The organism is Rhizobium sp. BR 250, from assembly GCF_047445855.1.
Classification (GTDB): Bacteria; Pseudomonadota; Alphaproteobacteria; order Rhizobiales; family Rhizobiaceae; genus Agrobacterium; species Agrobacterium tumefaciens_I.
On sequence record NZ_JARWKW010000003.1, the window covers coordinates 172,819 to 190,924 of the forward strand.

Genomic DNA, 18,106 nt, shown 5'->3' on the forward strand with positions numbered 1-18,106 from the left:
GGACATATCCCAGCCGATCCGGAGCCCCATCATAAAATTTTCAGTGTTGACAATTCGGACGTGCGCCTAAGTTCGGACGGTCCCGCAAAATTCCAGTACGATATTTTCGGCCCCGGCCAACATCTCAGGGTTCTTCACCCAGAAAACCAGAACCGCAACGGTGTTCGTAAAGGCGTCGTATCCTTCGCCCAGCGCGTGGCTGACGGCGGCAAGAACTGGAAAGAATGGACCGTCCCGATCGGCGGAGACGCGGTTCTCCATGCGGAAGACGTTCTACGCCGCACCGGCGGCGAGGATGTCTATGTCAGTCAGCAAGCTTTCGGGCGCTGGCGCGGCATCGCCGACCTAACCGCCATCGGTTCAAACTACGTCGATCTGGATTATCATAACCGGAAGCGCTGGGCAGGACGTCCCGCAACGGATGTCGCCGCTGCCGCACTCTACGAGCTTGAACAGGAGGGCTTGCCGCTACCATCCTACATTCTGTCAACCGGCCGCGGGCTGGTATGCGTCTGGTTGACCGAACTGTTGCCATTCGCCGTACTCCCGCGCTGGAACCTCGTGCAGAAAACCTTGGCCATCGCGTTGACGAAGTTCGGCGCGGACAAACGCGCCTTAGACGCCGCCCGGGTATTCAGGCTCTCTGGAAGCACTAACTCCCGGGCAGAGTGGGATCGCCGACACGTGGGAATGGTTTGGTGTCAAGGATCGCCTGAAGCACCGACACGCCATCAGTTTGGGACGCTGGCCGACGAAGTACTGCCCTTCACACAAGCCGAACTCATATCGCTTCGCGCCGCCCGTGCCACCCGGAAAGCCGAGGGGCTCGACCGTGACGTCAAGCCTGCCCAGCGTCTTTCTCGGGCCAGCCTATGGGGAACGGTGTTTGAAGACCTTCAGCGCCTCCGTAAGCATCGGAGTCCAGAGACCGGTGCACTTCCGCCAGGACAACGCGACGTCTGGATATTCCTCGCCGCTAACGCCCTCTCCTGGACGGACGTTCCCGACGTCATGGGTCGCGAGATCACGATCCTGGCGAGGCAGGCAACCAACTGGACACAAGCAGAGACTGATGCCCGTTTGAGCGCAGTCATCAAGCGAGCGAAACAAGCCGCCAGCGGCCTCAAGGTCCCGTACTCCGGGCGTGAAATCGATCCCCGGTACAAGTTTAGAGCCTCAACAATGATTGAATGGCTCGGCATCGAGCCGGCCGAGCAGCGTGCGGCTGGACTTCGCGCGCTCGTGGACGAGGATCGCCGTAGGGAGCTTAACACAGAAAGAACCCGCCAGAGCCGGCACCGTCGCGGCGCTGGCGATCGATCCGCCCAACAGACTGCCCGCCTCGAACTCGGACAAAAGTGCGTGTATCTGGCCGCAAAGAACGGCATGAACCGCGCCGAACTCGCCGCGCACTTCGGCGTGTCGACAGGCCATATTTCGAACGCGATGAGGGAAGCCAAGGCATCCGCAGAGTAAACAGAACCCCTTGGAAATCAGCACCCGTCACGATTCGTCGCGGTGTATGGTGTTTACCAACGCCTGGGGGAGGCCGAAGGCCTGGGGGTGCTTGCACCCCCGCCCGTTCATATTATTAATCCTGATCTGGTTGATCTCTACGAGCCCAGTTTCCACGGAACCCGAAAGCTGACCATGGCAAATGTGGTCGCGTGTCATCAGGCAACAGCGGCTTGCTCGTCATTTTCAAACCGAAATACTGCCGTAAAGGACGCGATCACGGCTCGATCTGGCGTAATCGTATGGAGGTCGCCGTCCTTGAAGAAATACTGCGTGATCCCTCCGAACGTATCCGGGGAAATCGGATTGCGGGCGTTCGGATTATGAAACACCTGCAACTCATCAGACCAGTATTCTTCATACTCTGGAGATAGGACGTCCTCTTGGAACGGTATCCCGACGTAGGCTTCTGGCGATGGATCGTAGCGGAAGCCTTGACGTATATACATGTGGTTCTCTGGCACGAAACCAGCACGTAGTCCCATTCGGTTAAACTTCGGCAAAGTGCCAGCATTGGAAAAGAGTACAGCCGAGACGTTCTCAGCGCCTGGAAGATCGAAGAAGCCCGTCGGAATCTTCTTTCCACCGTAGATGTGCTCGTCTCCCTTCACCATTCGCCAATAGCCGCCGCCTTCCTTGGCCTCAAACACGACGCGCTTCCCATAGAGATACGGCCATAGAGCCGAATGGCTGTACGTCATTGAACCCAGGTTCTCCAAGTCCGCTGGTTTGTGGAAGTCAGCCACCGCAAGAATGAACGGTTTTCCCTTGGTTTCCGCGCGGTCCCAGTATGGTTCCCCAGCGGCATTTTTCTTGTTTAATTTACTGGTCAGGCTGGAACCGAACTTCATCGGCATATAGTGCTTCAGGAATTCGGCTTGCTCCTCTGGGGTTTTGGGCTCGGGATGAATAGCGAGAGGCCCCGCAGTGGAAGGAGAAACCGTTGTGGCCTCGACAGTGAACGCGATGCCCGGTGCACGGCATGAAAAGTCTGGTGCCTCGGGCTGGGTAACGTCGAACCCGAGTTCTCTGAACGCTGCCCATAAGTAAAGCTCCCAAATTCTCTGATCGAATGCCGTCGTTTGGAACTCTTTGACAAAGTGAGGGTCCGACGGAGCGAGCCATGGACCAATCTCTTTCAACGCGGCCCGGGCTGGCATATGTCCAGCATCATTAAGTACCTCGAAGTATGGGTGCAGCTTCTCATTATGGGTAATGCTGAGTAGATCGAACGGCGCATTTGGCTCATCACCTTGCCAGCCGAAGTCCCCTGGAATTCCATTCCTAACTAGCTTGGCCATTTCGCCAAGCAGGATTTCCGTGGCCAGTGGTTCACTCTTGATACTGGCATCGACCTGACAGCACCGGAAACGTCCAATTCGGTCCCGCGCGAGGATCATCCAGGCAAAATCCTCATCAGTAAAGTCGAAGCTGATCAGGCCGAGAATGCGCTCCTCATTGTCCGCCCAGTATGATACTTCACCCGAGATCAAGCGACTGACAGCCATCCGAACGCCGATGGAAAGCAAGTGGAAACGGGCTGGATTAAGTTGCTTTACTAGCTTCTCATTTTCCGCCCGTGCGATCGCCCGTCTTTTTGCTTCGCCCATACCAACCTCCCATTCGCCAAATGCGGGAGTAGTATCACCTTGTTACAATCACCAACAAGGTGGTCTCAACCGCAAACAGGGAATGTGACGTCGGGGACAGTCGATCCGGTTCCCGCCAAGTCGGCGGCGCAAGTGCTGAATCTCCCGCGGCTACCCCGAGATCGTCACATACGCGAATTCCCCCGCCATCTCCGTTGCCGGGACCGCTATGCTTGGCGCTCCGATGCGCTCTTCTTCGTCGCAGACGCGGTTCCCGCGCCCAAATGGTCCACGGGACCATTTTGTAGTCAAACGCGTTCTATGGGCGCGTATAGAGCCCGTACAACACGTTTGTACGTTCGGATGGGCCAAGAACCCTTGAATCCATTTCCCCACCCTCACCGCCGTGCCTGCCAGCATGCTCGCTATGTCAACGGCGCTGCCGTCCTCCGCGGTGCTGCGTCCCTCCGGGTGACTGCCGCTGTGCGTGCCGGCCGTCCTGGATGCATCGGGACGGGGAGCATCAAAAGACCGCGCTGCGCGCGGGTTCGACCCGCCTCCGGCAGGATCGAACAGGGAGCACAGGTTTCAAACAAGAATCCTTAGAATTCTACCGATCCCGTTAACTTCGCCTCCGGCACAACTCAACCATGCCGCGTTAATCCCTGGGCTCGATTCTCATGACATGTTATAAATAGGCCAATGAAAACAGCCGCTTTCGAGGTGCATAATGGCCGTAAAGACCACACTCATTCCGGGTCTGACCTTCAATCTCATGATCGAGGAGGTTAACGAGCGGGCACCGTGCGGGGGTCTCCTCTGCTACGTGGCATCCATCTACGCGGTAGAGAAGGCGACATCCGTGCGCCGCCTCGTCGGGAAGTCACGTCTGCCCGGTGCCGCTGACGAGATGAAACGGGAAATCCAGCGTGACGGCATCCAAGCATTTCGACGCTTTTCGCGCACCTGAACCCACATTCCCACATGAAGGAACACGACATGCTTGTTTTACGAGTCCTCTGCCTGCCGATCGCCATGGCAGCCTTTGCAATCCTGTACACCGCCGCCATCAAAGCGCCGGAAGTGATCGAGGCGGGCAGCCTCGCTCTTTGGATCGTGTTACCGTTGCTGATCGTCGGTAAGCTCATCAGGAGGTGCGTATGACGGCAATCGCGATAGACTGGTACAATGCCGAACACGAATTCGCGGTTCATGACGCCGCCGAAGTCGATCACCCTTCATATCCGTACCCGCTGTGCGCTTGGATGGAAGAACTCCGGAAATGCCCCAATGCTCGATGGGCTTATTCCGTCGACATTCCAGACATGCAGTCTCGCGATGAGAACGGATTTCCGAAACGCCTCCGCTCCCTTGCCAACGGCATCGTCCATACCCGGGAAGAAGCCGTCGCGGCTGTCGAGGAAGCTATCCACCGCATCGTCAGCGGCCCTGTTCTGGTGTCGTAAAAAACTTCACCGTCGGCGCATTTTCCATCTTGCACAGCGATTCGAATGGACGAACACTGTGTATGTGGACAGTCACAAACGCACTTCTCCACACCACATGTACTCCTGAAAATGGAAACAAATCAACGAATAACGTGCCTTTGCGCGGCGGCGAAGCTTTGCCCGAAGGCCAAAGAAAAGGGAATGGAATGAACAAGGCCAGACGGAAAAGTCTTCGGAAACTGCTGGATCAAATTCGGCCGATCGAAGCTGTTATCGAAGAACTGAAATACGACATCGAGGTGCTGAGGGACGAAGAGGAAGAATACCTCGCTGCGATGCCGTCCAGCATTGGCGAAAGTGCACGAGGTGAGGCGGCTAATGCGGCGATCGGAGCCTTGGAGGACGCAATCGGTCTCCTTGAGGCAATCCAATCGGATGTCGTTGAGGCAGTAGAGAAAGTCGAGGAGGCAATGGCGTGACCAAAAACCGGAAGAATAGACATCCGCGAGAGCGGCTAAGCGTGGACCTTCCCTCCGGAACGCTGACAGCGCTGAAGGTTCACGCCGCGCAACATGAAATGACGATCCGGGAGGTTGTCACCATCCTCGTTCAAAAGGCCATCCAACAAGGACAACGTGCATGAACACGAAATTCAAATTCGACGACTTCGGCTTCGGCGGCAAACTGGCGATTGTCGATCCGTTGGGCAACTATGAATGGGTCGAGCCCATCGTCGTGGACATCCCAAGCGAAGGGTGCGTCCGGTTCGATCTCGTTGGGAGCGATGGTGAAGGCGATGAGCACGCCCGTCACGTGCTGCGCCAGCATCTTGGAAGCTATACGATAGAGTTTGATTGCGACTTCCGCGACATGGAAGAAGTCATCCGGGCGTGGGAGGCAGCCGAGGCGGCACGGGATCGCTTTCTGGTGGCGGTGCTCGGGCCGGCCCATGAAGAACCCCTTAAAACAGAAGCGTGATGGGGAGAATTATATGATGGCGAAAATCTCCGACTTTCCAATCGCCAAATTCGCCATGAACCACGATACGTACTGTCGTCTCCGCAACGAGATCGGTTCTATCGCAGCCCGCTTTTCCGATTTCGGAACACGTGACGGGGCGGCGGTCGCGAAACGGATGGAGAAAGTCCACGCCGCCCTTGGCGATGCATGGGAACTGATCCGCGAGATCGAACAACGTGAAGACACACATTGAAATGCGGAAATCATCCGCCTCACCATCATGTAGAAATACGTGATGGTTGTTTAGTTTTCATATCTGAAAATTTACACCTTCGCTAAACCTTTAACGGTTTTTTCGGGCTTCCATTAACGCGCCACCACTACACAGCGGGTGACACGGGCGTCGTGAAAGGAAGATCGAATGAAGGTTGTTGAACTTTTCTGTGGCGCGGGCGGTATGTCGCTTGGTCTCAAGCGCGCTGGCTTTGATGTCGTCGCTGCTTATGACAGCATGCCGGACGCGGTCGAGACCTACCGCACGAACATCGGCGACCACGTTCATCAGCGTGACCTGTCCGATCTTCTCAGCATTATCCCGGATATCGTGGACCTGAAACCCGACCTGATCGCGGGTGGCCCTCCATGTCAGGACTTCTCCGTGGCAGGCAAGCGTGCTGAGGGCAAGAATGCCCGACTGACCCTGGCATACGCGATCACCATCGCGGCGGTGCGTCCTGAATGGTTCATCATGGAAAACGTCGTTCAGGCCGCACGCTCTCAATCGTGGGCCGAGGCACGAGCCATGCTCAAGAAAGCTGGCTACGGCATCTCAGAGTGCCGGGTCGATTTCTCCTACTACAATACGCCAGAGGCGCGACGTCGTCTGATCGTGGTCGGACGTCTCGGCGAACGTGATGGGTTCATTGAAGGCGCGATCGCGGATGCCGCCACCGACGTACCGAAATCCGTGCGGCGGGAATTCACCAAAGCGATGGGAGAAATGCCGACTGCGGAGAACCAGTGGCGACCGGAATACAATCTCGATATCGTCGTGAAAGGACACATCTACACGCGACCTCTGCGCGCCGGCCGTGCCGTCCGTAGCGTTAATGAGCCCTATGCGACGATTACCAGAACCTCKGGCGAGCCTCCGTCGGCAGCGCTGAAGGCAAAGTACGAGGCACACCCAAACGACAGCGCTCCGCTGGAGGAGGCAGCTATTGGCCACCAGAAATTCCTGTCCCGTATCCAGGGGTTTCCCGAGGGCTGGACATGGTGTTCGAAGAACAAGCGCCGCATCATGGTGATGATCGCAAACGCAGTCCCGCCCACAGCCGCCGAAATCATCGGAAAGGTCATCCTCGACCGTCAGACGGGAAAGATTTCCCCGAAGACCGAGGAACGCTTCATGCAGTGGCTTGTTCGTGGCAACCAGCGCTCACGCGCAACCGCCCGCAACATCAAGTCGAGCCTTGGGCGTGCCCGCTATATGCTCTTTGGCCGCACCTTCGAGAATGAGGCCTTGGAGCTCGCGGCCTTGGAAAGCGCGTCCGGTTTCGAAGCCCTGTCCAATGGCACCAAGTCCGAGCTTCGTCAGGCATTGCGCCATTACCGGGCCTTTGAGAACGCCCGCAACGGCAATAACCCAGAACCCTTGCAGGGTGGAGTAGAGCGCCGCCGTCCGCGCCCTATCGATCTCAAGGAGTTGATGCAGGGGGTCACTTCAAGTTGGAACCAGCCGGAACAGGGCGATGCATCCGATGACGTCATGGATTTTCACATGACGCGTTGAACGTTGATGAGTTATGATCCACAAGGCAAAAGGGGTGGCTAAAGCGCCACCCCTTTTTGCATTCGCTTACTCACCTCGACTCGACATTGAAGGACAGGATGCCCGTTGCCGTCTGCCCCGTTTCAGCGTCTGTCACGCGGACTGCGAGTTCATACTCACCCTCGACGGGAACCCCCGAAAACTGACGGTTGGCGGCATTGTAGGTCATCCAGTCCGGTGTTGCCGTTGGCACGATCTGGACAGCCCCCGTCGACCTCGTGACGACGACACCCACAGTCAGGGGCTGACCCGCCTTGAGGCGTTCGGTCGGCGACGTGTCGGGACTTGTGAACTCCACGCGCAGCGCGTCGGCGGGCGGCTGCAGGAGCGATCCTGCGTTAGCCGAGAGGGTCGCCAGAGCGATGAAAATGGTGGTCAGGGTCGTTTTCACAGGGTCTCCTTAATAGACAACAACTTTGTGCCAGGTCGTGCGCGGCGGATCGACGTAATCGGAATCTCGCGACGGACAGGCATCTGTTTTTATGGCGACGTCATACGAACCCTTGCCAGGGTTGCCGTAGAGGTTCCCCCCATTCGGTCCCCCACGTCGAAACGCGAAGCCTGCCGGGTATTCGACGGACCAGCGGCCCGCACAATCAGGGTGCATGTACACGGACATGGCAATGTCCACCTGCGGGACGCCATAAGCCGCCCGTGCCGCAACGGGAAACCGGAAGGTTTCGGCGCTCACGTTTCCCGTCGAGATTGCCGCAACGATGACGGTAGCGATCACCAGAAACTTCATTTCTCGCACTCCCGATTTCCGCCGATTGTAATTGAGCTAGGAAGTTCTGCCCATGCCTCGATACGATCAGGCAGAGACCACACAAAACCAAAGAACCAGACAGCGAGGACCTGTAATGCGCAAAACACTGTCAGTGTGAAGACCGTGGCCGACAGGTGCGGCAACCCCACCAAGCCGCAGGCCAGCGCCAGACCAAATCCTGCAGACGCCCAGATCAAGAGTTTCTTCATTTTAGTTTTCCTCTCTTTTTCGAAAGCCCTGGAAGAATATTCTTGGGCATCATCCCGCGTCCGGCAACCGCCATCATTCCGCCGAACGCACCAGAAACGAGTCCGGATTCGCCGTAGGACGTGCTTTGGCCGGACCAGGCCAGAACGCGGTCAGGAAGAGCCCATATCTGCCCGTAGGTCTTGAGAACGACGTACCAGATCATGTAAGTCTGCCCGAAGGTCATCACGATGTAACCGGGAAGGCCGACAATGTGCCCGCCCGATTGCGCGAGGAAAGCGGTTGCCCACAGACGGTCCAGCATTCCGAGGACAGGATTAAAAACCCCATAGGCAGCGAAGACCGCGAGCATGGCCAATGCCGGCCGTAGGAAGATATTGACGAGAAACAGAAGACCGAGCTTGACGCTGTCTCCCGCGAAATCATCGTTGCCGTCCATCTTGAGCCAGCGAAGGCACCAGATCGTTAGGGCAACCATCGCCTCCATCACCGAAACGAGCAGGGCAACGCCGGACACGATCATGAAAACATGCGGCATAATGGGGATTACGTAGGCCCTGAGCGCACCCATGATCCACACGGGAATGATGGCAAACCTCGACCAGTCAAGGAAGTAGTCAATTGCCGCCGCTCCGAAGAACTCAGCGACCTTGTTGCCTGCAACTCCCGCAATTATACCACCCGCGGCGATGGCGGCCGAGACACCCGCCATCATTGCATGACCCGATGAAACCAAGATGCCCATTTCATCACGAGGTTGCCCGTCGTCAGCAGACGTCGCGGCCCACTCAATGATCGAGCGCGATATCGGCGCGAGGATTTTCGTAGCTGGATCAGCAGTTTCGTCGCCAGCCGCCGCGAAATCGTTGGCGCTCAATGCTTGCCGTTCCGCTTCGCCCGACACCTGCAAGCGAAGCGCGTCGAACGCTTTCTGGATCGCTTCACCGAAGTCTCCATCGATACGGGGCGGGGTATCTTCGGGCCGCTCATTTGTCATCGCAGTCGTGATTTCCGAAACCTGCGCCAGAGTGCTCCAATACATACCCGTCGTCAGGAATCCCTGTTCACGGGCATCCCTTACAAGAGCGTCACGGGATGCGGTCGCGACTGTCTTGGCCTCTTCTTTTGCGGCTGCCGTCGTCGCGCGATCATAGGCGGCTCCCATTAATCGGATGCGCTGGACGAGATCGGGCGACAGTACATTGGACGTTACCGCCTTCGCCGCCGCATCTGCGGACGATAGCCCGGAGGTTTCGGCGGCAAGCTGGGCATATCTGCCGGACTCCGCCCGGAAGGCGTTTACGAACGCCTTTATGGCTTCCCGCCTCGCATTCGAGAATGTGGCGCGATCCTCGAGCGCGCTGACGGAGAAATGTCCACAGGTCGGACCATATGCCCAGGTGATCCGCTTGTCGTATCCCAGAATGCCAAGACCGGATACGTTTCCGTCGGGATCGGGCAGTCGCGCATTCCAACCCCAAAGATTGCCCGCCTGGTTGTAGACCGCCGCACATACTTCGTGCCGCAGCACCATCATCGCGATGCTCGATCCGTTCGAGGACGCGGGCGTGATGGTGACGCCCTCCTTCACGACGGTGGTGATGCCCGTATTCGACAGGGCATTGCCGAGATTGATACCGGGACGGGCAACAAAATCTCGAAGGAGGTAATGAACAGAGGAAAAGCCAGTCTGCGGCGTTGGGATGAGCAGGCCGAGGCCAACGACAACGCGCAGCGGTGTCCATATGATATGCCACCGTTCGCCGAGCGCCTGTCCGGTGCGGGCCGAGGCGACGATGCCCTGTGTAGATTGGTAAGCGACGAAGAGGCCGCCGAGGAAAAACAGGACCGACGTGAAGACCTGAAGGACGCGACCGTACATCGTCGTCGCCTCGCTCGGCAGCACCGCGTTGACAATCTGCCATGCGATATCGGTGGACGGCGGTTCAGCCAGCAGATCAATCATTTGAAACCTCCCGGCATCTTTGGACCCGATAGGCGGTTCGTCCCGTCTGGATCGTCAGGCGTGAGTTCCTCCCTGGCGTCGGCGTCCGAGGCGGGCTTGTCGAGGCCGAGCACCTTCTTTTCGGCTTCGGTCAGGATAATCGGAACGACCGGCAGAGCCAGCCGTGACGACGGTTTCGGTTTCGCCGTCGTTCCAGCCGATCCAGCTGATCCGGTTTTCCCCGAGCTGCCTTTCTCGTCTCCACCGTTCCCCGACGCCGAGTCTGTATCCGCCGGCCCAGGCGTGACTTCGAAATCGGCCACACTCTTGGGGGTTGATGGCTTGCCGAGTATCGACTGACCTATCGCAGCCAACTCGGGGAGCGTCTGCCAGATTGCCGCCAGCCATGGCCGACGACATGGCTGCATGTCGCTATCTCGAAGAGTATCAGCGTGGACCTGAATACGATCCCGAAGCGTCCGCCACCCGACGCTATCGCCCGACGACGCCAGCTTTTCGAGGTACGCCAGAAGGGCTGGAGATTCTGCCTCCAGCAACGCCTGTTGATGGTAGGTCGGACGATGCCTTGTGTTCAAACACTGCCGCACGATGTTCACGGCGGCACCGTGCGCCCAATCAAGGTGTGGCATGCCAATGTCGCGCAGGATCGCGCGGGCGTTTGTCCGGGAGATTTCTTCGCCTGTCGTCATCATGGTGCTGGCACTCCCGGTGTTGGCTGCGGTTCGTCCAGCGCGGCAGCGAGCGCGGTGGACAGGTTCCGGATTTCCTGCTGCGCGGCCACAAGCCGTTCCCGCTGTTGCCGGAATGCGTGACGCTGCTCGGCAGCCTGCTTCTCGGCATTGCGCTGGGACGTTTTTGCTTTCGTTGCCTCCGCTTGCGCTTTTTCCACCGCAGCCTTTGCGGCGGCAAGGTCGCGGGTAAACTCCTTGCGGATTTGGTCGCGGATTCGGGATTCCTGAATACCGTCCACGACGGCACGGACAGCGCCGCCGATCCCGGTCAGACGGTCGGTTGATGCTTTGACCTGGGCGGCATCCGCCTTGATTGCCGCCGCGTCCGCTCTTGTCTGGTCGATGTAGGCTTGCCCCTGCCGCTTCACGGCTTTCGCCCTGTCAACGGCGTTCTGGAGCGCCCGTGCCTGGGCTTGCTCGGCTTTCCATTCTTCCCGTGTAAGACGGCGGCGGGCCGGACCGAGGCGCGTCAGGCCACAAGGAACGGCAACGGTCTCATGGTAGGAATCTTGCCAGTCCCGCATCGCAGCCTTGTAAGCGACGTCGGCGCGCTTGTTGAGCGCCTTGCCATCCTCGCCGTCTCGTCTGCCGGCAGCCTTCACCGCTTTCTTGGCGATAGCGCCGGGATGATAGACGCCCGCCCGCATCTGTGGATCATTCGTCGGCAACACGTAGGCATGGACATGCCATTGCTTCTCGTCCGTATGGCGGATGACGCATTTGAGCGCAGGCCCATATTGCTGCTTGAGCCATGCAACCGTCCTCCGCTCCCAGTCCCTTACTTCCGCCGCCTTTTTTTTATCGGCGCGGACTTCCTCGACGGTATATGGATGCGAGGCGACGACCGTGTGCAGGGTCTTCTGTTTGGAATCGAGTTTCCGAAGCTTGCCCCGAGCGCCAGGTGTCATTGCCGCCGCAGCCGCCTTGTCGTGCATCTGGCGCACTTCATCGACGCCAAGGCCGTAAATAACGGTTGGGGGCTTGGGGTCGGCGACGTGGACGGACGCGATGGGTTTGCGGGATGCCTCGTCGAAGATAAAATCCGTAGACCTGCCCTTGGCGTCAGGCTTCCGAGACCACGATTCCAGGTGGATGAACTGATAGGCCATGACCGTACCTCATCGCTTCACAGGCACGATCATGCAGTGAGAGATTTCGCCGTCGCGCTCTATGAGCCCGAAGCGCGGATCGTGGGCCTTCTCCTCCATCGCATCCAGCCAGTCGGCGCGGCTCATCCCGTCGGGAATGATGTAGGTGAACGGCCGATCCCGGGAGACGCTGAAGACATACGCCACAGTGTCCAGAAATGCGCCCGTTGACATTTCCGCCAGTGCCGGAGACGACGCGCCCGAGTGTTCCGTGAATCCATAGGAGCGCAATTGCGCGAAGAACTGCGTCGGTTCGCGAATGATGGTCAATGACGCCAGATCGCCATCATCAAGGCGAACAAGCATGAAGTAGATGGGACTACGCATCCAGGGCCTCCTCGAAATCGAAGTCGATCCCTTGGTTGAAGCTGGCGACAAGCTGGACACGATCGAGGAAATTGCGGTCGGACATGTGCTCGAAACCGCCGTTTCGCGGCGATGCGTTCTGGCTGAAGCTCGCGTAACGCTCCGGGTTTTCCCAGATTACTGCGTACCAGCTTTCGGGGAGCCTGATGACTTTGAGGGTCGCGGAAGTCGGCTCCCCCTGATTGGTGATGACGATCTGGCGCTCATACTCCTTCATGGTGGCCTCCCTTGCGACGAATGTTCTCCGCCGCAAACAGCGCGTCCACATCATCAGGGTCGGCGTCCAGCATGGCCGCATAGGCATCCTGGCGGCACTGGCGCTCATGCTTCATCGCATGAAGTATTGCCCACCCAGCAGGAAGAAGAGGATCATCAGGGCGGGTCTGCTCGGCATGGAGAAGACCTGCTTCCATGCTCTGTATGTGGTCATCGAGGATGAGGTCTTGGATTATCGGCGGTAGGGACTGATCATCAGTCTGGGGCATCGGATGCACTCGGAGGAATAACCCAAGCGTGCCCCCAAAACTCGCCGGCTAAAAGGGAAAAATTGACTGTAGTGACCGACTACAGTCATTCGCAAGCTCATGACATCAGCTCTCCGAGGGCCGCACTGCGGAGCCATTTCATGGAGACCTGGCAGGGGCCATGTCGTCGCCACAGACGACAAGAAAACCTCGTGGACGCCATCGGTGACGTCGCCTTTCAGGGAGGCTAAGGTTGTTGGCCTCATTCGATGGCTTTCACGAGCTCCAGCTTTAAAAAGAACACCGCGGAGCCGCTACTTGACAAGCAATCTTGTTGAAGTTTCAACGATTGGTTGACGCCGCTGGATATGTCGAACGAACCAGCGTAGAAGTGACTCGGCAAAGGGGAGACACATGGCGAAAAAGATTTCAGTAATCAACATGAAGGGCGGCGTCGGCAAGAGCACCTTGTGTACAAATCTGGCATGGCATTTCTCAGCTATGACACGATGGAAAAAACGAGTTCTCTTGATTGATCTCGATCCACAATTCAACGCCAGCCAGTACATGCTTGGAGTTGATCGATACCAGAAAGAGGTCATCGAGGACAATGCTCCGACAGTGTGGGACATCTTCGAGCAACAATCCCGAGCACCCGGATTGAGAGCTGCCAATAGAAGTTTGAGAGACTCTATACGAACTATCGCTAGGTTTCAGGGAGGACAGTATATTCATCTCGTTCCCTCGCAGCTTGAACTTAGCTTTACACTAAAGAACCCGAGCCAAAAGGAACATCTTCTGGCGAATTTCGTTGCCGACGTTGAAGATGACTATGACCTGATCATAATAGACTGCGCCCCAACGGAGTCTGTTCTCACCACTGCGGCATATCTGTCAACCGATGAGATTCTTGTGCCTGTGAAGCCCGAATTTCTTTCCACCATTGGTTTGCCGCTTATAAGGCAGTCTCTATCCGACTTCGAGCGCTCCTATCGAAAGAGTGTCAAAGTGGCTGGAGTAATATTTAACATGTGCTCCGACTACTCACCCGAGGAGAACAAGTCAAAGACCGAAGTTAGAGAGTTGTCAGATTCGTTCGATTGGCATGTTTTCGACAAAGAGGTGCCTTATTCGCGGTCATTTCCGAAGGGCGCGCGCGAGGGAAGGCCCATTTTTCAAACGTCTTACGCAAGGTCGAATGTGGCATCTGAAGTTGCAGAGTTCTGCAATGCATTTGCTGGACGGGTAAGTATATGATGAAGAAGTCAGAGAAGCTCGCGAGAGAGCTAGTTGCACTCACAGAGACGTATTCTGAGAAGGATTTTGCGGAAGCAATCGCACTTCTGAGGAGTGGAAAGCTCTTTCGTCAGGCGACATCTGGCGCGGCGACCGCTATCAACCTAAAGAAACGTGCGGAGAAGCGAACGCAAGCTCGCACAACGAAAAATGATGATTCCAATGATGGAATGGAGGCGTTGCTAGGCCATTTCCCCGAGGGCGAAAGAAACGAGATTCGTAGTTTCTCAGATAAGCTGCAGCGAGGGGATTTATTTCCATCGAACGTCCATCTCAGGGCATTTGCCGAGGAAATTGGTGTCAATATTCCTCAAAAGACCCCTAACCGCCGCGACCTTGTAGCAAGGATATTGTCGCGGTTTCTGATACTGGGTGAAGTTGATAGAGAGCAGATCGTTAACGAGGCTTCTAAGCGTTCGACTACCGAATCGTCTTTAAAACGGTGGAGCAGTCTGATCGTAAAGAAAGACGGTTCAAACTAAGTCCGCGCATGCGGTTACCCTTGGTGACGTCGCCCTCGGTAAAGGCGCGGGTCGTTGGCCTCACGGGGTCAAGCAACCGCCACTCAATCGTGCCTACGGTGACACCATTTAATTGCGATCCCCAGCGTCGGAACTACCACGACCAACGTTTCCGCCACGACAGCTCGACTGAGAATTCACGCCGACACTGTTGTCTTACCGCCCAGGGCCTCCCAGTGTAGCCCGCTGCTTCTTGTCACGTGCCTCATTGGGATCGTCGATTGCCTCTACCGACTCGATGTATTCGGCCATGTAACCTCGCGGCAGGTCGTGCTCCCTACCACCTGCTAGGACAAAGTCCTTGTACCAAGCATAAGGTTTGAGGTTGTCGTCGATGTAGTTGGGAGTAGCGAGATAGGTGAGGACCTTCCGCCTACGACCTTTGTCGTTGATGACCGTTACCGTCGCGTGCTCGTAGCCGCTGCCGACGCCTTCAGCCTTATCTAGCTTTGCGCGTTCGGCGGGATCGAAGCTGAATAGAACTCCGATCACGCTATTCTCGTCCCCAGTGGCAACTGCATTGCATTTCCCGGACCCATCCGTACTGCGCTTATGAAAACGAAGCGCATGACCCGGTAAGGTCGCGATGCCGAGCGGCTTGCAACTCGGCATTCGTTCGCGCAGCCGGGGGGTCGACATGTTCGACCCATAGGCAAAATATACAACATGCTCTAGGGGGCCGGTCTCTGTATTCTTCAACGGCTCGATTGTCTGGTCTCCCGGCTTCAGGATCGCGCGTAGCGGTACTGTCATTATGCTGCACTCGTCAGTCTCTACGCCTTCGCGAGTAATGATCGGCTGTCCGTCCTCAAGGTCGAAGATAGGTATGGGCCTGCCGGACCATCCGCAGTCGGCACAGCGTGGTCGCTCCCAAAGCACGCCAGGCGCGGCGGTATTTTCGCCATGCTCAGGTTCGAGATGCGGCGACCCGCAAATCGGGCATTCCTCAGGCACACCACGCAACTCGCGAAGGATCAATGAGGTCGCCATCCCGATGGCATGCTGAGTTAGCGAGTGCGCCATGTCGGCATCAATCCAGGTCGCCGACTTTGAATGCGTCAGCCAGTTGGAGAATGTCCATGCGGAGTCGAGCACGCCCTTGAGGGCTCCACGACGCTCCTTGTTGGTGTCACTCGGCAGGAGATCGTTGCAGATGATTTCTGTCCATGCGCGGAAGTTGGCGCGCTGTGGCGGAGCGTCGGTCTTCCACACTGCTGCGTCCTGCGCTACGGCGATCAGTTCAAGCAGCACTTCACGACAGCGGACGCCGACGGCTTGATAGTCAGAAAGCTTGTGCGCCTGCGTCACGGCTGTCCCAGCGTCTTCCATCCTTTCGAATACGGGTCCGAATGGGAGGAGGCGAAGATCACCCTCTTGTTGTTTCTCCGTTCGCGGGATGCGGAGCATCAGACCGATATGGAATGTCAGAGCAAGGTCCATATTTGGGAACTGCTCCTGGGAATAGAGGTTTGTACCGCCCGTGATGACCCACCAACGATCCTTATTGGTGTGGATGTCCCACACGTCGTGACGGGTGTTCAGGACGGTCTCCGAGTAGACCTTCTGCATGAAGGTCACTTCGAGGTCGGGGGCCTGCCATTCAAAGTATTCCCGGACTTCCTCGATTTCTGCTTCAGTAGATTTCAACATGATCTGGACAAGCCCGGACGTCAGTTTCTAGCAAATGTTGGGTATGGCATTCGTCACGCGGCCTTGGAAGCCGACGGCTTATTGTCACGCCGTGCGTCGATCAAGATCACGTCCTTGTTGTTTTCCAAGTGGAGCCTTTTCAGGATGGCCTTCACCCGCACTAGCTCCGACGCGGTGAAGTAGATGATAGCCTTGATCGCATGCTTCGCATCGCTCGCCGCTTGGTAAATCTCCGCCTGTTTAGCGAGGTTCTGCTCAAGCTTGGTATTTTTGGCGAGCTTCATTTCGACCAAGGTCTTATCCCGCCCACGGCTGATCTTGAAGTCAACCGGTCCGCGTCCATCATTAGCCTCAGCGCCAGCGTCGGAAGGCGTACCAAACCACACCAAGCGATAGAGGACGTGCAAGTCCTTTTCGCGCTCGATCGGTTCGCCCTTGTCGTCGTAAAAAAACCGATGGCCGCCCTTATTTTCAATTACATCCTTTAGGTACGCGAGGCGGGCGTGTGCTTCGTCATAGGTAGTCTTGCCGACCTTATAAAAATCTGTTTCCGCCAACAGGACCGACTGAAGAGCTTGCAATTGCTCGATGAACAAATACTCGATCGCGAGGACCTTTTCCTCACTGAAGTCTTTCGCCTCGTCGCCGCGCATCTCTTTTAAGCGGATGTAGTAGTCAATGATCTCAGGGAATTTCTGCATGGTTGCGACAACCGCGGCCGACCGCTCTTTCCGCGTGGGTTTTTTCCCCTTTTCGCGTCTTCGCCGCTTCCCTTTTACAGCGCCTGGAGATTCGGCTTCTGTCCTACGATGCAACTCCAGTTCAAAGTAGTTGAATACCGAGGCCCTAAGCTGAGCGTCAGGTATCGCCTCCGGTATATCTTCGAACCCGCTAATCAGGTCGCCGCGATTGATCCAATTCTCGTCACGGGTCAACATGTCCTTCGGCGTGAGGATTACATAGTCGCCATTGACCCAAGGTAGCTTGTAGCGGCCCCTCGACCAACTCTGCGTCTCGTAACTGAATTTCGCGCGATCTACCCATACTTCTCGCACGGCTCCGACTGGCAAATGGTCTGCGGCAAATTTCTCGGTGTAACGGCATAGAAAATCTTTGATCAGATTAGTGGTGAAGTCGCTAATGTTGTCGCGGCCAACTCCGTCTGACACCAAGCAGACCTTTTCGAGATGGCTGCTTTCGGTGATTCTCTCTGCTCCGAAATCGGAAAAGATGACATGCAGATTGGCATGCAGGTTTCTAGCGAAATCGATGCCCAGGCCAGCACCATCATTGCCCGTCTCCGAGAAGCCCAACCAATTCTGCTTTACCTCCGGAAAGCAGTACCAATTCCGCAACTGTCCCTCGTTCACACGCCCTTCGGCAGCACGGTCCCGCAGGAATACGAGATATTCGATAATCTTCTCGTGAAGAGCTACGTACTCAGGCTTTTCGCTATGGAAGAGTAAGAATGGATCAATAAACAACGGAAGGTCATTAACCACCGATATGTTCACCGCGCCATAATCCTCGAACACAGCCTGATCAATAGCAAAATAGTCGCTGATAAATGTCGCCACGTTGCCCCCCGTCGATGCAAGCAAAGATTACAGAAGGCCTGCAGCTTCTCAACTGGATATTTGCATCTTTG

At 56.8% G+C, this 18,106-nt stretch carries 22 protein-coding genes; 10 read left to right on the forward strand and 12 right to left on the reverse strand.

The annotated features are described in order from the left end of the window. The first annotated feature begins 60 nt into the window (after positions 1 to 60). Positions 61 to 1,476, forward strand: a complete 1,416-nt coding sequence (locus QD336_RS06070; RefSeq protein WP_333898016.1) for a hypothetical protein — start codon at positions 61 to 63, stop codon at positions 1,474 to 1,476. Positions 1,477 to 1,673: 197 nt separating this feature from the next. Here QD336_RS06070 and QD336_RS06075 read toward each other — a convergent pair whose 3' ends face one another. Then, on the reverse strand, positions 1,674 to 3,125 hold the full coding sequence (locus QD336_RS06075) for a hypothetical protein (RefSeq protein WP_499169825.1): 1,452 nt from the start codon (positions 3,123 to 3,125) through the stop codon (positions 1,674 to 1,676). Between the two features lie 709 nt (positions 3,126 to 3,834). Here QD336_RS06075 and QD336_RS06080 point away from each other — a divergent pair. The 7 genes from QD336_RS06080 (at position 3,835) to QD336_RS06110 (ending at position 7,304) form a co-directional block, all read left to right on the forward strand. Beyond that, positions 3,835 to 4,074, forward strand: a complete 240-nt coding sequence (locus QD336_RS06080) for a hypothetical protein (RefSeq protein ID WP_333898018.1) — start codon at positions 3,835 to 3,837, stop codon at positions 4,072 to 4,074. A 29-nt stretch (positions 4,075 to 4,103) separates the two neighbouring features. After that, the gene (locus QD336_RS06085; RefSeq protein ID WP_499169826.1) at positions 4,104 to 4,268 is read left to right on the forward strand and encodes a hypothetical protein; all 165 of its coding nucleotides are present in this window, start codon (positions 4,104 to 4,106) and stop codon (positions 4,266 to 4,268) included. Then, the gene (locus QD336_RS06090) at positions 4,265 to 4,570 is read left to right on the forward strand and encodes a hypothetical protein (protein WP_499169827.1); all 306 of its coding nucleotides are present in this window, start codon (positions 4,265 to 4,267) and stop codon (positions 4,568 to 4,570) included. Before QD336_RS06085 ends, QD336_RS06090 begins: the two co-directional genes overlap by 4 nt. A 62-nt stretch (positions 4,571 to 4,632) precedes the next feature. Beyond that, positions 4,633 to 5,031, forward strand: coding sequence for a hypothetical protein (locus QD336_RS06095; protein ID WP_499169828.1), 399 nt, complete (start codon positions 4,633 to 4,635; stop codon positions 5,029 to 5,031). A gap of 160 nt (positions 5,032 to 5,191) precedes the next feature. After that, the gene (locus QD336_RS06100; RefSeq protein ID WP_499169829.1) at positions 5,192 to 5,530 is read left to right on the forward strand and encodes a hypothetical protein; all 339 of its coding nucleotides are present in this window, start codon (positions 5,192 to 5,194) and stop codon (positions 5,528 to 5,530) included. Positions 5,531 to 5,543: 13 nt separating this feature from the next. After that, a complete protein-coding gene (locus tag QD336_RS06105; RefSeq protein WP_499169830.1) occupies positions 5,544 to 5,765 on the forward strand; it encodes a hypothetical protein in 222 nt (73 codons plus the stop codon). Positions 5,766 to 5,933: 168 nt separating this feature from the next. Beyond that, complete coding sequence (locus QD336_RS06110) at positions 5,934 to 7,304, forward strand: DNA cytosine methyltransferase (RefSeq protein WP_499169831.1); 1,371 nt, start codon at positions 5,934 to 5,936, stop codon at positions 7,302 to 7,304. 70 nt (positions 7,305 to 7,374) lie between these two features. On the opposite strand, the gene QD336_RS06115 is transcribed toward QD336_RS06110, so the two are convergent. The 9 genes from QD336_RS06115 to QD336_RS06155 are packed head-to-tail and all read right to left on the reverse strand — an operon-like array spanning position 7,375 to position 13,012. Next, positions 7,375 to 7,734, reverse strand: a complete 360-nt coding sequence (locus tag QD336_RS06115) for a putative Ig domain-containing protein (protein ID WP_499169833.1) — start codon at positions 7,732 to 7,734, stop codon at positions 7,375 to 7,377. A gap of 9 nt (positions 7,735 to 7,743) precedes the next feature. Next, positions 7,744 to 8,088: a hypothetical protein gene (locus QD336_RS06120; protein WP_499169835.1), complete on the reverse strand. Its 345-nt coding sequence runs from the start codon at positions 8,086 to 8,088 to the stop codon at positions 7,744 to 7,746. Next, positions 8,085 to 8,318 (reverse strand): hypothetical protein, encoded by a 234-nt coding sequence (locus QD336_RS06125; RefSeq protein ID WP_499169837.1) that lies wholly within the window; start codon positions 8,316 to 8,318, stop codon positions 8,085 to 8,087. Before QD336_RS06125 ends, QD336_RS06120 begins: the two co-directional genes overlap by 4 nt. Continuing rightward, a complete protein-coding gene (locus QD336_RS06130) occupies positions 8,315 to 10,282 on the reverse strand; it encodes a DotA/TraY family protein (protein WP_499169838.1) in 1,968 nt (655 codons plus the stop codon). The genes QD336_RS06125 and QD336_RS06130 overlap by 4 nt, the downstream gene beginning before the upstream one ends. Further along, complete coding sequence (locus QD336_RS06135) at positions 10,279 to 10,974, reverse strand: hypothetical protein (RefSeq protein WP_499169839.1); 696 nt, start codon at positions 10,972 to 10,974, stop codon at positions 10,279 to 10,281. The genes QD336_RS06130 and QD336_RS06135 overlap by 4 nt, the downstream gene beginning before the upstream one ends. Continuing rightward, the gene (locus QD336_RS06140) at positions 10,971 to 12,122 is read right to left on the reverse strand and encodes a plasmid recombination protein (protein ID WP_499169841.1); all 1,152 of its coding nucleotides are present in this window, start codon (positions 12,120 to 12,122) and stop codon (positions 10,971 to 10,973) included. Before QD336_RS06140 ends, QD336_RS06135 begins: the two co-directional genes overlap by 4 nt. 9 nt (positions 12,123 to 12,131) lie before the next feature. Next, complete coding sequence (locus QD336_RS06145; protein ID WP_333898031.1) at positions 12,132 to 12,488, reverse strand: hypothetical protein; 357 nt, start codon at positions 12,486 to 12,488, stop codon at positions 12,132 to 12,134. After that, positions 12,481 to 12,744 carry a hypothetical protein gene (locus QD336_RS06150; protein ID WP_499169842.1) on the reverse strand — a complete coding sequence of 88 codons (264 nt, stop codon included), beginning with the start codon at positions 12,742 to 12,744 and terminating at the stop codon, positions 12,481 to 12,483. The genes QD336_RS06145 and QD336_RS06150 overlap by 8 nt, the downstream gene beginning before the upstream one ends. Beyond that, on the reverse strand, positions 12,731 to 13,012 hold the full coding sequence (locus QD336_RS06155) for a hypothetical protein (RefSeq protein WP_333898033.1): 282 nt from the start codon (positions 13,010 to 13,012) through the stop codon (positions 12,731 to 12,733). The genes QD336_RS06150 and QD336_RS06155 overlap by 14 nt, the downstream gene beginning before the upstream one ends. Positions 13,013 to 13,405: 393 nt before the next feature. Between QD336_RS06155 and QD336_RS06160 the strand changes: the two genes are divergently transcribed. Together QD336_RS06160 and QD336_RS06165 are read left to right on the forward strand one after the other, a co-directional pair. Continuing rightward, complete coding sequence (locus QD336_RS06160) at positions 13,406 to 14,248, forward strand: ParA family protein (protein ID WP_333898034.1); 843 nt, start codon at positions 13,406 to 13,408, stop codon at positions 14,246 to 14,248. Continuing rightward, on the forward strand, positions 14,245 to 14,769 hold the full coding sequence (locus tag QD336_RS06165; protein ID WP_499169843.1) for a hypothetical protein: 525 nt from the start codon (positions 14,245 to 14,247) through the stop codon (positions 14,767 to 14,769). The genes QD336_RS06160 and QD336_RS06165 overlap by 4 nt, the downstream gene beginning before the upstream one ends. 195 nt (positions 14,770 to 14,964) lie before the next feature. On the opposite strand, the gene QD336_RS06170 is transcribed toward QD336_RS06165, so the two are convergent. Further along, positions 14,965 to 16,458, reverse strand: a complete 1,494-nt coding sequence (locus QD336_RS06170) for a gamma-glutamylcyclotransferase family protein (RefSeq protein ID WP_499169844.1) — start codon at positions 16,456 to 16,458, stop codon at positions 14,965 to 14,967. Positions 16,459 to 16,511: 53 nt separating this feature from the next. Beyond that, positions 16,512 to 18,035, reverse strand: a complete 1,524-nt coding sequence (locus tag QD336_RS06175; protein WP_499169845.1) for a DUF8370 family protein — start codon at positions 18,033 to 18,035, stop codon at positions 16,512 to 16,514. Positions 18,036 to 18,106 lie beyond the last annotated feature (71 nt).

What these genes read in the sequence shown, in the direction of transcription:
- QD336_RS06075 (WP_499169825.1), bottom strand. Translation starts at nt 3,125, where the DNA reads ATGGGCGAAGCAAAAAGACGGGCGATCGCACGGGCGGAAAATGAGAAG.
- QD336_RS06080 (WP_333898018.1), top strand. Translation starts at nt 3,835, where the DNA reads ATGGCCGTAAAGACCACACTCATTCCGGGTCTGACCTTCAATCTCATG.
- QD336_RS06085 (WP_499169826.1), top strand. Translation starts at nt 4,104, where the DNA reads ATGCTTGTTTTACGAGTCCTCTGCCTGCCGATCGCCATGGCAGCCTTT.
- QD336_RS06090 (WP_499169827.1), top strand. Translation starts at nt 4,265, where the DNA reads ATGACGGCAATCGCGATAGACTGGTACAATGCCGAACACGAATTCGCG.
- QD336_RS06095 (WP_499169828.1), top strand. Translation starts at nt 4,633, where the DNA reads ATGTGGACAGTCACAAACGCACTTCTCCACACCACATGTACTCCTGAA.
- QD336_RS06100 (WP_499169829.1), top strand. Translation starts at nt 5,192, where the DNA reads ATGAACACGAAATTCAAATTCGACGACTTCGGCTTCGGCGGCAAACTG.
- QD336_RS06105 (WP_499169830.1), top strand. Translation starts at nt 5,544, where the DNA reads ATGATGGCGAAAATCTCCGACTTTCCAATCGCCAAATTCGCCATGAAC.
- QD336_RS06120 (WP_499169835.1), bottom strand. Translation starts at nt 8,088, where the DNA reads ATGAAGTTTCTGGTGATCGCTACCGTCATCGTTGCGGCAATCTCGACG.
- QD336_RS06125 (WP_499169837.1), bottom strand. Translation starts at nt 8,318, where the DNA reads ATGAAGAAACTCTTGATCTGGGCGTCTGCAGGATTTGGTCTGGCGCTG.
- QD336_RS06130 (WP_499169838.1), bottom strand. Translation starts at nt 10,282, where the DNA reads ATGATTGATCTGCTGGCTGAACCGCCGTCCACCGATATCGCATGGCAG.
- QD336_RS06135 (WP_499169839.1), bottom strand. Translation starts at nt 10,974, where the DNA reads ATGATGACGACAGGCGAAGAAATCTCCCGGACAAACGCCCGCGCGATC.
- QD336_RS06140 (WP_499169841.1), bottom strand. Translation starts at nt 12,122, where the DNA reads ATGGCCTATCAGTTCATCCACCTGGAATCGTGGTCTCGGAAGCCTGAC.
- QD336_RS06145 (WP_333898031.1), bottom strand. Translation starts at nt 12,488, where the DNA reads ATGCGTAGTCCCATCTACTTCATGCTTGTTCGCCTTGATGATGGCGAT.
- QD336_RS06150 (WP_499169842.1), bottom strand. Translation starts at nt 12,744, where the DNA reads ATGAAGGAGTATGAGCGCCAGATCGTCATCACCAATCAGGGGGAGCCG.
- QD336_RS06155 (WP_333898033.1), bottom strand. Translation starts at nt 13,012, where the DNA reads ATGCCCCAGACTGATGATCAGTCCCTACCGCCGATAATCCAAGACCTC.
- QD336_RS06160 (WP_333898034.1), top strand. Translation starts at nt 13,406, where the DNA reads ATGGCGAAAAAGATTTCAGTAATCAACATGAAGGGCGGCGTCGGCAAG.
- QD336_RS06165 (WP_499169843.1), top strand. Translation starts at nt 14,245, where the DNA reads ATGATGAAGAAGTCAGAGAAGCTCGCGAGAGAGCTAGTTGCACTCACA.
- QD336_RS06170 (WP_499169844.1), bottom strand. Translation starts at nt 16,458, where the DNA reads ATGTTGAAATCTACTGAAGCAGAAATCGAGGAAGTCCGGGAATACTTT.